Origin of the sequence: Nitrosomonas mobilis (assembly GCF_900103035.1) — a bacterium.
GTDB classification, from domain to species: domain Bacteria; phylum Pseudomonadota; class Gammaproteobacteria; order Burkholderiales; family Nitrosomonadaceae; genus Nitrosomonas; species Nitrosomonas mobilis.
Genome location: NZ_FMWO01000057.1, coordinates 24,328 through 39,549, shown reverse-complemented (window position 1 = coordinate 39,549; position 15,222 = coordinate 24,328). Strand labels below are relative to the sequence as shown.

The 15,222-nt window shown below is 50.4% G+C and carries 12 protein-coding genes; 6 read left to right on the top strand and 6 right to left on the bottom strand.

What is annotated here, in order from left to right; genetic code table 11:
- Positions 1-284: 284 nt before the first annotated feature.
- Together NSMM_RS09780 and NSMM_RS09775 are read left to right on the top strand one after the other, a co-directional pair.
- Positions 285-1,241, top strand: coding sequence for a hypothetical protein (locus NSMM_RS09780; protein WP_090287011.1), 957 nt, complete (start codon positions 285-287; stop codon positions 1,239-1,241).
- Between the two features lie 680 nt (positions 1,242-1,921).
- The gene (locus NSMM_RS09775; protein ID WP_090287009.1) at positions 1,922-3,556 is read left to right on the top strand and encodes an MFS transporter; all 1,635 of its coding nucleotides are present in this window, start codon (positions 1,922-1,924) and stop codon (positions 3,554-3,556) included.
- 202 nt (positions 3,557-3,758) lie between these two features.
- On the opposite strand, the gene speA is transcribed toward NSMM_RS09775, so the two are convergent.
- The 3 genes from speA to NSMM_RS17110 all read right to left on the bottom strand — a co-directional run bounded on the left by speA (position 3,759) and on the right by NSMM_RS17110 (position 6,857).
- Positions 3,759-5,720: a biosynthetic arginine decarboxylase gene (speA, locus tag NSMM_RS09770; RefSeq protein WP_090287007.1), complete on the bottom strand. Its 1,962-nt coding sequence runs from the start codon at positions 5,718-5,720 to the stop codon at positions 3,759-3,761.
- 11 nt (positions 5,721-5,731) lie between these two features.
- Entirely contained in the window at positions 5,732-6,676 is a 945-nt protein-coding gene (speB, locus tag NSMM_RS09765) for an agmatinase (RefSeq protein ID WP_090287005.1), read from the bottom strand.
- Between the two features lie 64 nt (positions 6,677-6,740).
- Entirely contained in the window at positions 6,741-6,857 is a 117-nt protein-coding gene (locus NSMM_RS17110) for an addiction module protein (RefSeq protein WP_218121077.1), read from the bottom strand.
- A 10-nt stretch (positions 6,858-6,867) separates the two neighbouring features.
- On the opposite strand from NSMM_RS17110, the gene NSMM_RS09755 reads away from it, so the two are divergent.
- The 3 genes from NSMM_RS09755 to NSMM_RS09740 all read left to right on the top strand — a co-directional run bounded on the left by NSMM_RS09755 (position 6,868) and on the right by NSMM_RS09740 (position 11,694).
- Complete coding sequence (locus tag NSMM_RS09755; RefSeq protein WP_218121076.1) at positions 6,868-7,455, top strand: hypothetical protein; 588 nt, start codon at positions 6,868-6,870, stop codon at positions 7,453-7,455.
- A gap of 459 nt (positions 7,456-7,914) precedes the next feature.
- Positions 7,915-9,264, top strand: coding sequence for an AlbA family DNA-binding domain-containing protein (locus NSMM_RS09750; RefSeq protein ID WP_090286999.1), 1,350 nt, complete (start codon positions 7,915-7,917; stop codon positions 9,262-9,264).
- A gap of 945 nt (positions 9,265-10,209) precedes the next feature.
- Positions 10,210-11,694: an aldehyde dehydrogenase family protein gene (locus NSMM_RS09740; RefSeq protein ID WP_090286995.1), complete on the top strand. Its 1,485-nt coding sequence runs from the start codon at positions 10,210-10,212 to the stop codon at positions 11,692-11,694.
- A gap of 445 nt (positions 11,695-12,139) precedes the next feature.
- Here the strand turns inward: NSMM_RS09740 and NSMM_RS09735 are convergent, their stop codons facing one another.
- Positions 12,140-13,414, bottom strand: a complete 1,275-nt coding sequence (locus tag NSMM_RS09735) for an O-acetylhomoserine aminocarboxypropyltransferase/cysteine synthase family protein (protein WP_090286993.1) — start codon at positions 13,412-13,414, stop codon at positions 12,140-12,142.
- Positions 13,415-13,915: 501 nt separating this feature from the next.
- Complete coding sequence (locus NSMM_RS15700) at positions 13,916-14,227, bottom strand: type 1 glutamine amidotransferase family protein (protein WP_245654763.1); 312 nt, start codon at positions 14,225-14,227, stop codon at positions 13,916-13,918.
- Here NSMM_RS15700 and NSMM_RS16500 point away from each other — a divergent pair.
- A complete protein-coding gene (locus NSMM_RS16500; protein WP_143001916.1) occupies positions 14,162-14,449 on the top strand; it encodes a hypothetical protein in 288 nt (95 codons plus the stop codon). The genes NSMM_RS15700 and NSMM_RS16500 overlap by 66 nt on opposite strands.
- Positions 14,450-14,943: 494 nt before the next feature.
- Here the strand turns inward: NSMM_RS16500 and NSMM_RS15210 are convergent, their stop codons facing one another.
- Complete coding sequence (locus NSMM_RS15210) at positions 14,944-15,138, bottom strand: hypothetical protein (protein ID WP_143001915.1); 195 nt, start codon at positions 15,136-15,138, stop codon at positions 14,944-14,946.
- Positions 15,139-15,222 lie beyond the last annotated feature (84 nt).

Below are 15,222 nucleotides of genomic sequence, written 5' to 3'. Positions count from 1 at the left end.
TTTTTTATCTCTAGAATTTTCTCCCATGTTATTGCCCACAGCAGGTTTGCCCCTTGCCCGCACCGGTTTTCCGGTGCGCCCTGCCTCTTTGTGCGAGGCCAAAGCGATCGCCGAAATCCACGCTACCGCCTGGCAAGCCGTCGTTGGCCCGGCTGGGCCCGGGTGACTTCCCGGTCAGGTTGACGACCAAACCGTTTTCCGGTACATGTGGTTCTTATGAAAAAGTGCGTTTATTTTTCCTATACCCTGACCCTGACATTACTTGAGATTTTATAAATTACCGTATGAGGAACACTATTAACGAACTCTACGATTCAGAGCTGGAACGGCTAATTGTCTTTGGCGCGGAGTATGACGGTGGCTTTTCCAACCATGGCCCGATGGCGCTTGAGGCATTGGCGTCGCTTGAATTACCAGACGCGTTTGGTCCTTATGTGACCGAAGTATCGAAGAAACTTGAACTCACCGAAGACGTCTATATTGGTCGGGCCGATTGGCAGTCGCAACTACAAGAAGAGCTTCCTCAGATAGTTTACAAAGCTGGGTCTCAAGCAGGTCACGGACTCCTCCGAGTTGCCCACGCCACCCGAGCGTTAGGTCGTCACGAGTCTGAGATTCGCCGACGGGAATTGACTGCGGCCCTGGGTTACTGGTCACGAGGTACTGCGCTGAAATCTCCCGAGGCACTCAGCGGTACTCTTGAACTGAGCGACCTGCTCGCCAGGCTTCCCCGTTTGGATGCGGCTCAGAGGCCAGATGGACTACTCGTTTATGGTTTACGAATGGCGATGGACGAGCCCGGTGTGTTCGACCTTGTTGCATCAACCCGCCCGGCTGAAGATCTGCCTGCCGCCTTCGACCGACTGGCATTGGCGGCATGTGCGGCGCAGGTGCGAAACACCGGCCTGAACAACTTTGCGTTACTGCACGGTGTCACGGTTTCGATGATGGCAGCCGAGCTTCTGCCTTACCTCCATGAGGCCGCCCAACGCAGACTCGAATCGGCTGTTATCGGTTTCGTAGTGGCTGCAGTGGTCGCCTTCGACGATAACTCGGCCTCGCCCGACCTGCTCAAGATCGAAGCAGGGTCAGAACTCGATATCCTTCACGAGCTAGCGCAGAAAGCGGCTGCCGGACTCAATGACCACGACATCAAATTCGCCGACGCCTGCACCCGGCTCTACAAGCGGACGGGCTCGAGCCTGCCCATCCAGGCGCTCGCGCTCAATCTCGAAGCCTGACCGACCACCACAACAGTGAAGTATTTCAAGCAGATAGATTTGATGTGTTGAAGCTGGACTTGTATCCCGACCGCTATGCGTGGGCGTTCCTGCCCGTTAGTGAGGAATCCCTACTTGATGCAGGGACAGGTTCCTGTGCCGGATCCACGAGGAATGTTCCTGAAGGAGAGGGGGGAAGTGGTCCAGTGACGGGCAAAGCAAAAGTTTTTACAATAGGATGACCGTGGCCATCCAACTCTTTGGTCACCCATCCTTTTCCAAGATAGTGGCCCGACACTTAGCTATAATATGATCATGGAATATGATAAAGATTTTTCTGTTTAATCAGCTTATGAATCCCGGAGGCTTAACAGAGAATAAATTGTAGCGTGGTAACCTGTCCTGAGGACGCTCGAAGAGCTTGCCCTGAGCTTTGCCGAAGGGAAGGCCGCAGCCGCTTGGACGGACGGAGCGTACAGATGTGTACGTGAGCAGGGCCAAGGGGCGACCTGCCTGCACGTCCGGTGTGGTCTGGTCTGTGCGGTCGCTATCTGAATAAGGTCGCTGACGATGAGTGTCGCGACTCGCATGATCCTTTTGCGCTGCTCACTCCAGGAAATATGCAGGTGACCGGCAATGGCTCCTCCTGATAGAATGCGGCTCGTGTCCATGGGCCACGTCACGATCATCTCATAGATTTTATGATTTCATTTTTGGGCATCATTCAGCGTTGGTTCGACCGCACCGTGCTCCAGCTCGGACGCGAGCTGCGAGTTTCCTATCTGCCACCGCTCATGGTCTACGTGGCGGCGGGCATTTCCGGGCTCACCGGCATCGTCGGGACATTCTTCGTTAAAGACTATCTGGGGCTGTCGGCGGAATTCCTGGCGGCACTGGGATTCTGGGCTGGCATTCCCTGGGCGTTAAAGATGCCGCTCGGCCATCTTGTCGACCTCATCTGGCGGCACAAGGCGGGACTCGTGTACGTCGGCGCCACGCTGATCGCCAGCAGTCTCCTCATCATGATCGGCTTGATCGCGCACACCGATGCCATGCGCACAATCATGCCGGTTGAGGCCTGGTTCGTACTGAGCACGTTGCTCGCGCCGGTGGGCTATGTGGTTCAGGACGTAGTGGCGGACGCGATGACCGTGGAGGCCGTTCCTCGTATTGACGAGAACGGACAACCGGTAGAGGCGGAACGGCGCCGGCTGATGCATACCACCATGCAAACCCTGGGGCGGGTCGCGATCATCGGCGGGAGCGTCGCCGTAGCGCTGCTCAACGTGGCCTTGTTCAACGGCGTGGAAGCCATGTCCGATGACATGAAAGCCGAAGTATATGTCCAGATCTATCAGCTCGCGCTGTTGATTCCAGTCGTGTCCGTGCTTGGTGTCCTGCTCGGCGGGTATCTGAAACGACGCGACAGGAAGCGGCTCGAAATCCAGGGCTACGCTGCGAGCGAAGCCAGAGACCTGATCGAGGGGCATATAGCGCCAACGCGACCGAACTGGTGGATTCTCGGGGGCAGCATTATCTTTGCGATATTCACCCTCTCTACCGGTCTCAGCGGCGTACCCTACAATCAGGAGATCATATTCTTCGGTTCACTCGCCATCATCTTATTCTTGATGTCGCGGCTGGTGAGCGCGCTGGACACCGAGGCCAGTCGCACTTTGGTGGGTACTGCGATCATCATCTTCGTGTACCGCGCCATCCCAACGCCCGGTGCGGGCTCGACCTGGTGGATGATCGACGAACTGGGTTTCGATCAACAATTTCTCTCGGTGCTGTCGCTGATCGCAAGCACCATCACGCTGTTCGGCATGTTCATGTTCAGGCGTTTCATGGCGGAGAGATCCATCGCCTATATTGTGGTGTTTCTCACCGTAGTGAGCACCTGCCTGAGCCTGCCGATCATCGGCATGTTCTATGGTCTCCACGAGTGGACCGCAGCTCACACCGGTGGTCTGGTGGACGCGCGATTTATTGCTCTGGTCGATACCGCCCTTGAGTCGCCGCTCGGTCAGGTCGCCATGATCCCGATGCTCGCCTGGATCGCAAACTCCGCCCCCGAGAACTTGAAGGCCACCTTCTTTGCGGTCATGGCGTCGTTCACCAATCTTGCTCTTTCGGCGAGTCAATTGGGAACAAAATACTTGAATCAGATTTTCAAGGTCACGCGCGAGGTGAAAGATCCCGTGACCGGCAATTTATCCGTACCGGCGGATTACAGTGAGCTTGGCACGCTGCTCATGGTTGTGACCGCAGTCGGGTTTGTACTTCCATTACTGGCCATCCTGCTGGTACGACTTTCGCGGCTGCGCAGTGTCTGACCCATGCATGTGGTTCGGGGAATAGGAATGGTAATTAACCATGAGGAGAAATTGAATGAATAACAGGTGGTAGCGCTGAACGCTTACAAAAGTCTCCGGAAATATCGGGACGATTTATATAACAATTAATTGCTGATTGACACCCATAGAATTTGAAAAATGTACGTTAGAAATGTGTCCGGTTTTACTGGGCCATAACAATCTATAACGGTTCATTGGAAGAAACATCACAGTAAGTGGTATCTCCCAAGCGCTGAGTATAATTATTAAGAATTCGTGTTCCTTCTGCAGGCTTGATACGTCCAGCATTTATCTGTCTGCGGATAAACTCCGACATACGGCGACCCAGGTCATTGGGAAAATACTGCACTTGGCTTAGCATCTCCTTAACACTAATTCCCTTCAGCAGTGTCTCGATCCAAAAACCGTTTGCTTCTTCTGCTCTTGCATAAACGTGAACCTCGTCCACACGTCCGAAAAGATTGTGAGCGTCTCCCAGTATCTCTTGATAAGCCCCGACGAGAAAAATACCCAGATAATAGGATTCATCTTGACGAAAATTATGCAAAGGCAAACAATCACTGGTGCCGGACGATGTTACATACTGACTTACTTTGCCATCCGAGTCGCAGGTTAAATCAACCAGTTGACCGCGTCGTTCAGGTTTATCCTGCAACCGATGGAGAGGCATCACGGGGAATACCTGTCCGATGGCCCAGTGGTCGATAATCGAATGAAATACGGAAAAGTCTCCCAGATACATGTCCGTAAGCTGCTTCTCCAACTCAATCTGCTCAGCTGTGACTGGAATCGACCCAATCGCCGTTAGCTTGCGCAGCACTTCACGGCAAATACTCCAGTACAAACTATCCGATTGCGCCATGTGTTCAACAGACAGATAACCCAACCGCGCCATCTGTTCGGTTTCCTGACGGATTTCTTGAGCATCGTGATAACATTCCAGCAACATACTCATTTTCTCCGCAGATTGCGCATCGCTATATACCGACGTCATTCGCAGCACCACGGCAGGTGGTTCAGCCGGAAATTCGGCCATGTACGGGCTGTCCGGCCTGTGTACACCCAAAACAGGAACCACCAGCAAGGAGTGATGCGCAGTGAGTGCGCGACCACTTTCTGACAAAAGGTGCGGCATGGGTACTTGCCGCTCGTCACAAATTTCTTTAACTGTATAAACTACAACATTGGCATATTCGCGCAATCCGTAATTAATGGATGATTCCGGGCTGTCGTAATCACCACCGTAATTCACTCCGAGTCCCCCACCGACATCCAGATATTTGATCTGCATCCCCCGCAACATCAAATCAGCATAAACCTGCATGATTTCTCTGACTGCACTTCGCAGTACCTGAATATCAGCAATTTGACTTCCCAGATGAAAATGCAGCAGCTCCAATTGCCCGGCCATCTCCCGATTTTCCAATGTCCGTATCAGTTGTACCAGTTCTGGAATAGTCAGTCCAAACTTGGAACTTGCACCGCCGGACTCAAACCATCGCCCCGATCCTTTGGTGTTCAACTTTAACCGCACACCCAGCCGCGGTTTCATCTGGCGTACCTCTGCCAAATTCATCAACTGCTCAAACTCCGAGTATTTTTCAATGATGGGCATCACTTGCTGTCCGATTTGCTGCGCATTCAGCATTAGGGTCAACATCGTACGGTCTTTTACGCCATTGCAAAGCAGCAGTGTTTCATCGGCAACCAGTGGCAGCATGGCTAATAACTCGGCTTTGGAACCGCATTCCAGTCCAATGTTAAATTCTTGACCAGCTTCCAGTACCTCTGCCACCACTTCTTGTAGCTGATTCACTTTAATAGGAAAAATACTGCGGTATGTCCCCTCATAACCACTTTCCTGAATCGCCTTCCGAAACGTTTGATTCAGGCGCCGCACGCGCGAACTTATCACATCCTGAAAACGAATCAGCAGTGGTAGAGAAGCACCTTCGGAGCGAGCCGAGTGAATTACATCTATGATATCTATGTGCAGATCCTGACCTTCTATAGGACGAACGGAAACATGCCCCATCTTGTTCACCGAAAAGAAGCCATCTGCCCATTTACTCATGGCATAAAGTACCTGTGAATCCTCACAGGACCAATCGTGTTTTGCTACTGCTTCATTGGCATTGGTCATCGATTACTCTTTCAATTTCGTTGTCTGTGACTCTCAGCGTAAAGGCATAACAATTCAACTGCTATCTGTGCAGCCGCTAGCGCAGTAATCTCAGCATGATCATATGCGGGCGCCACTTCGACAACATCCATGCCTACCAGATTGATGCCTTTTAGTTCACGAATAATACTCAGTGCCTGGAAGGATGACAGCCCACCCGGTACAGGTGTGCCAGTGCCGGGTGCAAAAGCTGGGTCCAAGCAATCGATATCAAAGGTGATATACACCGGTTTTCCACCAACTCGCGCGCGTATCTGGCTGGCTATGTCGCGACCGGTCGTTTGATGCACATCTGCTGCGGAAACAATATGGAAACCCAGTGTGTCATCATTAGTGGTGCGAATGCCAATTTGTGTGGATGATGCGGGATTTACAATTCCCTCATGTGCTGCCTGATAAAACATGGTGCCGTGATTAATACCATTGCCGGAGGAAGGCCAGGTATCAGTATGCGCATCAAAATGAATCAGGCTGATAGGGCCATGTACAGCGGCGTGTGCCCGCAGGCTTGGGTAAGCGACAAAATGATCTCCACCGAGCACCAGGGCTGCTGCTCCTGCCCCGATAATATTGGCGATATGCGCCTCGATATGAGCTACGCTCAACAAATCGTCGGTAACGGGCTCGCAATCACCACAATCAATTACACGCAACGCAGTCATCGGATCTATATTCCAAGGCCAAGGACGCTCCCATGCCAGCGATAACGATGCATTACGAATAGCGCGAGGTCCCAATCGCGCGCCGGATCGATTGGTGGTGGCGATATCCAACGGCACCCCGGTTACAACCACATCAACTCCTGTCATATCTGTCTGGTAAGGCACGCGAAAAAAACTCGCTGCACCTCCGAAACTTAGAGTATGCGACATCCCCTGTCCGGGTTTGCCACGAAACCCGTTATCCCAAGTATTCATAAATCTCCTTGCTATAGCGTATTCGCGGTACTTCCATCTTTGTTTTCGATATCATGTTTTTATTTTATGAAACTTCGGACTCCCAGCTAACCGGTTTCACCGCACCGGATTCAAGTTGCGTGAACCGGCGCTCTGCGATTTGAAACCACGCTTCATCAAGATGTTCCGCGTTGAATTCCATATTCCCGATCTTGACTGATTGTAGCAGCTCAAGGCCTGGCAAGAGAGGTCGATACTTTGAGAACGAAAACATTCGTTCTCAAAGATCATGTCGACGGCCACCTCCCGCGCCCAATTCCACCAAAAGAACCTGCACCAACCAGCTCCACGATGAACGGCACCGACCGGAAGAAGCCACTCTGTATCGGTTGGTACAAGAGCACATCGGAATTTTTTTTGCACAGGTTGAGACGGAAGCCGGCTCAGGGTTACTTGACTTTGTTAAAGACGAATTTGAGGCATTGCTTGAATGTGGCATTCCGGCTCATGGGTTCTTACGCCAGCGTTGTACAAATTGTGCCCACGCCCACGGCTTTAGCCTGCATGCTTGGGTGCGTTGCGCCATGAATCAGCGCAAGGAGCTGGAACACCTGTGTCGTTGCATCGCGCGACCGCAATTGACAATGAGCGTCTGGCGCTTCAAAAATGCCTTATTGGATGGCACCACACATATCGTCATGTCGTCGCTGGAATTCATGCAGCGACTTAGTTCCCAGGCCAAGGCTCAACACCATTCGTTTCCATGGCGTGCTCGCGCCCAACGCGAAGCTTCGTTCTGAGATTATTCTCGGCGGCAGGAAAAACAAAAGTAGTCCATCCTAGCTTGTCCTCCCGAGCGCCGCCTGGAGCACCTGCGCAAATTTTTGATTTATTCGAGCCAACCTGATCCCGCGCTTGCTCCTATCAGTTCTCTTCATCACTGGGCTGATCTTTACCCTTGGGTGTCTTTCACGCAAATAGCGAAAAAGAGCGTCAAACCAACACTTTTTGCTGCCGACCAAAAACAAATTTAAGAATTTCGGGTAACTTCCCGGTCAGTTTGACGACCAAACCGTTTCCCGGTACATTTGGTTCTTATGAAAAAGGCGTTTATTTTTTCTAGAACCGCAAGAGACGGCAAAGACATTCATTGATGAGCCATCGAAAATTGAAACTGCTGATGCTCACCCGAGTAGTCGATTCAGACGATCAGCGATTTTTATGGTGGGGAAAACAGTCCATACGAATGAGGTGGCTTAATGGCTTTTCCAACAACACGAATGTCGGGTTATATTGATCTCAACGCTCGGATCTCCCTCGCCTTAAGCCGGTGCCAGGAACAACCTTGGCCTAAGCTTTGCTGGCGGTTGCTAAAAACGATCATGGGAATGGCAAACCTACGGGATGGCGGTCTAATTCTGATCGGAGTCGGCGAGAAAGGAACGACTTGGGAGCTTACCGGGATTGACCCCGCACATCTCACCACCTTCGACTACGACAACATTATTGATCAACTCAGTAAATATGCCTCGCCGCAAATCAACATGGACATCGTGCTTCACGACCACGACGACGGAAAACGCTACTTAACGTTCCATGTTCACCAATTCAATGACTCGCCAGTGGTCTGCCGCAAAAATTCCCCTAACGATCTGAAGCCAAAGGACCAATTTTCTGCCGGAGATGTGTATGTACGCCCAACAATAGGCAAACCGCAAACTGTGAGAGTAACAGACGCAGCAAGACTTCACGATCTTCTTGAATTGGCTTCGGAGTTTCGGGCAAGAAGAATGCTTGAAGTTGGGAAACGAGTCGGATTGGTGCCAGCGGAATCTTCTAAAACGAAATACGAAGCGGAACTCGCCACCGTAGAAGGCGACCCGGTTCCCATAAAAACCTATCCTTTTTGGCGTGTCCAATATCACCCAGAATTCTACGACTCTGATTTGATACCCACCCTGTCTGATTGCTTCCGACTAGTTGAAAAATCAAGGGTGCAGTTTCGAGGATGGGATTTCCCTCATCTAGCAAGGTCATCGGATTCAAGCCACGGAGTAGTCCGTGGTTCACAATCGATTGGTTCTTGGGCGAACTTCATGGGCAGCATGGAATATTGGTATCTATTTCAGAGTGGCCAGTTCGTTCACTTCTCCGCCTTACGTGAGGCGACGGAGACCGAGTGGCGAGACAAGTTGCAACAAGCCACAAAGAGTCATCTCGGAAGACTAGGTAGTGTTGATTGGGATACGGTCCCTGGTTACATCTCCTTGGTAAACTTGATCTACACAGTTACGGAATACTTTGAGTTTGCTGCACGCATATGCCAGGCAGGCGTGTACAAGGGAAATCTCGACATTGATATCGGACTGACTGGCGTAAAGGGGTATATGCTCACAACTGATTGGGATCGCATGTGGAGCCAAAATTGTGTCGCAAGCGAGGACAATTTATCCAAGACATGGAAAGTATCTAGTGAAAGCCTGGTTTCTGAGAGTTTGGAGCACTCTTTGAAAGCTATTGTTTGGCTCGTCGAATGTCTGGGATGGCTATCACCGAATGAAGAATCCATTCGAAGCGACCAGAAAAAGCTCATTTCGGGAAGGCTCTAATTATATCTGATCCCACTATTCGTGAACCCGATCAAATCCGCCAAGACGCTGCACGCAAGTTGCTGGCAGCCCAGGTCAGCGAACACTTCCAAGCTATCTTGGGATATTTGCTGGATGAAGACTGGACCACGCCACGATTAATCGAAATGGTCACCACACCAGATTGACAAATGCTTGGTCGATGCGACGGCAGCCCGTCGTTCAAAGCATTCCTGGGTGCCTCCGAAGATTTCATCAAGAACATTCACGGCGTTGCTGCTGCAGTATTCAGCGCAGGATCGGTTCGGGTATGCCCATTCGAGCCAACCTGATCCCGTGCTCGCTCCTATCAGTTCTCTTCATCCCCGGGCTGACCTATACCCCTTAACGTCTTTCGCCCGAAGCACTAAAACGCGGCACATTCTTTAATTTTTTTGTGGAAACTGAACCAGAATATCGGCATTGTTCGATCGATTAGCACCGTGTTTGACATCCTTGGAAGTTTTTATTACCTTCAGAGTTCATGGAAAAGGTGGTTTATTTTTTCCTCGACCCAAATGCTAAGTGTGAAAGAGCAGTGAGAGTTGTTGAATTGGATAATCCGGAAATAGAGATGGTCGGGGAGCATTGATGGCAGATGCCAGGTTATTGAATTTAAGCCTATGAGACGTTCTTGCTTATGTCGTATCCGGAGCTATTGAATTATGAGCAATCAAGTGGTCACAGATGTTCACGTGAAATAAAAATCGATCAAACAATCATTGAAAACCTATTCGCCGAGATGTTTGATTACTTTGAAACGTTTCCGGCATACCAAATTTTCACATCAACGCGAAGAGACGTAATTGGCATGTGGAAGGAATAAATAGTGGAAATTTACAAAGAAAGCGGGCTATCTAAAAAAATTGACAGTCTGTCGTTAATGGGCACACTCAATGGAAAATTTTATTTTAGGGGAGGGGCATTATGAGTCAGACAAAAGGTAGTTCAAACTCGAAGGTCGAGGAATTTCTTAAGGGTACAAAACGGATGTTTATTAACGGGAAATTTGTCAAAAGCCAATCGGGAAAAACGTTTGAAACGTATAACCCTGCAACGGGAGAAGTCTTGGCAACGGTATTTGAAGGAGGACCAGAAGATGTTGATATTGCCGTCAAAGCGGCTCGTGAGGCTTTTGATAACGGTCCATGGCTAAAAATGAGTGCGGCTGAACGAGGCAGAGTGATGTATAAACTCGCGGATCTGATGGAAGAGCATGCAGAAGAATTAGCACTACTTGAAACATTAGATAATGGAAAGCCCATCCGTGAGTCTAGAAATATGGATGTGCCACTTTCGGTCGAACATATGCGGTATTACGCTGGTTGGCCTACAAAAATTGTCGGCCAAACGATTCCAGTCAGTGGTCCATATTTCAATTATTCACGTCATGAACCATTGGGAGTCGTAGGGCAAATTGTTCCATGGAATTTACCACTGCTTATGGCGATGTATAAAATGGGAGCGGCATTTGCCATGGGATGCACGATGGTTCTTAAGCCTTCAGAACTCACACCCCTATCAACTCTATACCTGGCAGAATTAACGGACAAAGCCGGGTTTCCTCCGGGTGTATTTAATGTCGTTCCTGGTTTTGGTGGGCCGGTTGGAGCACAGTTAGTCGAACATCCGCTTGTTGATAAAATTGGATTTACGGGTTCGACACAGACCGGAATAGTGATTATGCAAAATGCCGCAAAAACGTTAAAAAATATTACATTAGAGCTTGGTGGCAAATCCCCGAATATCATCATGCCAGATGCTGATTTATCCAAGGCCATCCCAGGCGCATTGAATGGAGTCATGGCGAATCAAGGTCAAAACTGTACAGCAGGTTCCCGCGTCTTCGTTCATAAGAAACATTACGATAAAGTTGTGGCAGAAATGATTGATTATGCCAAAAAAATTAAACAAGGACCCGGAATCAATGCGGATACTGAAATAGGACCTCTCATATCAACTGCTCAGCAAGAAAAGGTATTAGGGTATATTGAAAAAGGGGTAAGTGAAGGGGCAGAGCTGGTGGCTGGTGGGAAAAGGCCTCAGGAGGAAGGATACTTTGTCAAGCCAACCGTGTTTGCCAATGTACGAGACGAAATGGTTATTGCTCAGGAAGAGATCTTTGGACCCGTGCTTGCGGCAATTCCGTTTGATAACTTGGATGACGTAATTAAACGGGCGAACGATACGCCATATGGCCTGGCCGCCGGATTGTGGACACAGGATGTGAAACATGCACATTATATTGCCGCAAGACTCCGTGCTGGCACCGTGTGGGTGAACTGCTATAACGTCTTTGATGTTGCGACACCATTTGGTGGTTTTAAGCAGTCCGGGATTGGACGCGAATTAGGTTCATATGCCCTGGATACTTATACTGCAGTGAAGAGTGTGTGGATTGCGATGGATTAAGGCCGATTGAGTTGGACAAATTTCAGCGTAATCGTTTGTAATTCAAGGAGATGGGGAGTTAAATCCCTGGTTCATTTCAATCGTTTGGGAAATAATCACCTGTCTAGACTTTCCTTTCCCATAAGGCATTCCTTGTATGAATTACGTTGTCCTCCTAGAGCACCTGCACAAATCCACGATCTTTTCGAGCCAACCTGACCCTGTGCTCGCTCCTTTCAATCCTCTTCGTCAGGGGGGTGACCTCTGCCCCTGGGCGTTTTTCGCCTGAAGCGCCAAAATGCAGCAAAATTTTTAACTTTTTGTGCTAACTGAACCGGAATATAGTCATTTTTCGATAGATTATCATCGTGTTTGACAGTTGAGCCAGCTTTCAGTACATTAGAAACCCATGGAAAAGGTGGTTTATTTTTCCTATACCCGCCCCATCGCGAATCTGCGGAACACCTCAATCAGCCGCATCCAGCGCCTGAGCTATATCCTCAATGATGTCATCAATGTGCTCGATGCCTACGGATATTCTGATCAGGCCTTCTGAAACTCCCGCCTCTTCCAACTCTTCCGGGCTCAACTGCCGATGTGTGGTGGATGCGGGATGGCAAGCGAGTGACTTCGCATCGCCGATATTGACAAGGCGTAAAATCATCTTCAGGGCGTCGATAAACTGCGCCCCGGCAGCAGTACCGCCCCTGATTCCGAAGCTCAGCAAACCTGAGGATTTTCCCTTGCTTAACCGGTTACACAGGTCATGATACCGGCTGCTCGGCAATGCCGCGTAGTTGACCCACTCCACTTTTGGATGTTGCTCCAGAAATTGAGCGACCTTCAATGCGTTTTCGCAGTGCCTATCCATCCTCAGACCCAGTGTTTCCAAGCCTTGCAGCAGCAAAAAAGCGCTGTGCGGCGACAGAGCTGCACCAGTATTGCGTAGCGGCACAACCCGGCAACGACCGATGTACGCTGCGTTTTCGAAAGCCTCGGTGTACACGACCCCATGATAAGACGGGTCGGGCTCATTCAGAAGCCGAAAACGTGCTTTGTGCTTCACCCAGTCAAACTTCCCTGAATCGACTATCGCTCCACCCACAGTCGTGCCATGGCCACCGATGTATTTTGTGAGCGAGTGTACAACGATATCACCGCCAAACTTGAACGGCTGGCAGAGGTATGGAGTAGAAACGGTACTGTCCACAATGAGTGGCAAACCATGTTTATGCGCGATATTCGCCAATTTTTCAATATCGACGACATTACCGGCGGGATTGCCGATTGATTCGCAAAAAATCGCCTTGGTATTGTCATCTATCCGTTTCTCCACCGCGCCGTAGTCATCGTGCGAAGCCATGCGCACATCAATGCCTTGCCGAGGAAACGTATGGGCAAACAGATTGTAAGTGCCACCATAAAGCTGGGTAGTGCTGATGATATTATCCCCAGCGCTGGTAATGCACTGGATGGCATAAGTGATCGCAGCCATGCCCGAAGCCACGGCCAGTGCGCCGACCCCGCCCTCCATCTCAGCGATGCGCTTCTCCAGCACGGCGGTAGTGGGATTCATGATGCGTGTATAAATATTCCCCGCTACCTTCAGATCGAACAGGTCGGCGCCGTGCTGGGTATTGTCGAAAGTGTAGGAGGTTGTCTGATATATGGGGACCGCCGCTGCCTTCGTCGTCGCTTCTGATTCATACCCATAATGCAATGCCAGCGATTCTAACTTCATATTGGTCCTCTTTTTATCTGGATACGCGATACGCTGCCATATGGCTAAGCGACTTGACTATGAGTCGGGATTCTACCAAATCTGTCGGATGTCATCATCCTGCGGGAAGAAAAGCCGGAAGAGACACACACGACACCCGGCACGCTGACTTCGCGCTTCTCTACTGCCATTTCGGGCGGCACGCGCGGTGAGTTCTATTGCTGGCGTGACAAAGATAGTGGTCAGTGATCTTGCGAAAAGGCATTTTTTTCGAAGACGGGCGTGAAACGTTTCGGGACAAAATAATATTCGATTATATAGGCGGCAGTTGTATATAGGCGGCAGTTGTAACTGAGCAATCAGGCCCCGCTCCGCCAGTTCCACGGGCAACGCCTTTTTCCGTCACCGATTCGGCAGACTCTACAGCCTTGGCTGTGAATTGAGCTCATCCGAAGGGACGAGTGCTTATCGCGAGATTGAAGTTACATCTTTTTCATACGCATGTCCGTGACGTTGGCTGGGTTACATTGACCGAGGCGGCTCAATCGCCCTTTCAAAATGTTGACGAGCGGCAACCGTTTCAACGAATTGCGGCAGGATATCGTCAAGGTTCCCGCCCTGGATGTAAAGAATTCCAGGATCGGGTTCGCCAGATGGGAGTGTCAATTTTACACCCGCGCTTTCGATCATGCTCTTGCCAGTTCCCCGTACTAGGATGGGCTTGCAGTGGCGATACTGCTCGTGGATAAATTGGACCGCGTCCGCTGAATGAGACGAGACCGTACCATGGCGAAAATCGGGCACTACAAGGGCATCAAAAAGAACGGCCGGCATTGTTTCAAAGGTGGTGTCAACTTCGATCGCATTGCTACCGCTGGCCTGTACGACACCAAGGCGGGTTCCAACAAACCGCGACACGGCCTACTCGCTCGAGAGACTGACATTCAGCGCCACCACGGGCTTCCCATCTACCCAATCCGCGACCAGAATTGCGATTCTGCGTGTGCGGATGCTTCTCTCGCCCGGCTGGGAAAAAAGCGAAAGTGCAGGCGATAATGTTACCTCCGGCACTGGCGGATTTTGTAGGTGCTCGTGAAAAGAGGGGACGCTACCCTATATTATTCTTTCTCGCCGATTTCCTCGCTGTGTGATGTGATGCGGTATCCCGGAAAATACAGCTCTGCTTGGTCTTGGCATTCATGGATTGTAACTAAATCCAATAAGATAGGGCAGCGCCCCCTTTTTTGAAAATCACCTCAATCGGGAATCGCATTCCTTTCACAACCAGCATGTAGCCTCACCATTTTTTCTATGTCGACAGTCTACACGAAGGTATCGATGATTTCGCTTAATGCGACAGAGCCGTTTTTCCTGCCAATGGGCAGCTTACAGATCAGGCTATAGCGCTGCTTCAACATGCGCCAAATCAAGAAGCAGCGTTGGCAGCGATAGTTCGCGGTGTGCGACACATAAACTGGTCTAGCAATCACTCCGAGATTCTCAACGCACGCAAGCAAGGTCTTGAGGGGCTACAGAATGCTGAGTTCATGTCAGCATCTGCCGCTCTTGAGGACCACATCCGACAGCTTGAGAAGGACATTTTCCTTGAGCGTGAACGGGAAAAAAATCGCGATGAAAAAAGCGAACAACGTTTCGAGTGAGCGATAATTTCTATGGGCACCCGTTCGGGCCAGGCTGTCGTGAACCGGGCCTGCCTGTAGCAGTTCCGGCCATTCGGCTTCCATCCCTTGCACTTCTATTTGAAATGGTTTGGGTGGAAGCTAGGGTAGAGAGCTATTCGCACTCGGGTCGAGTCATCATCGTTCAAC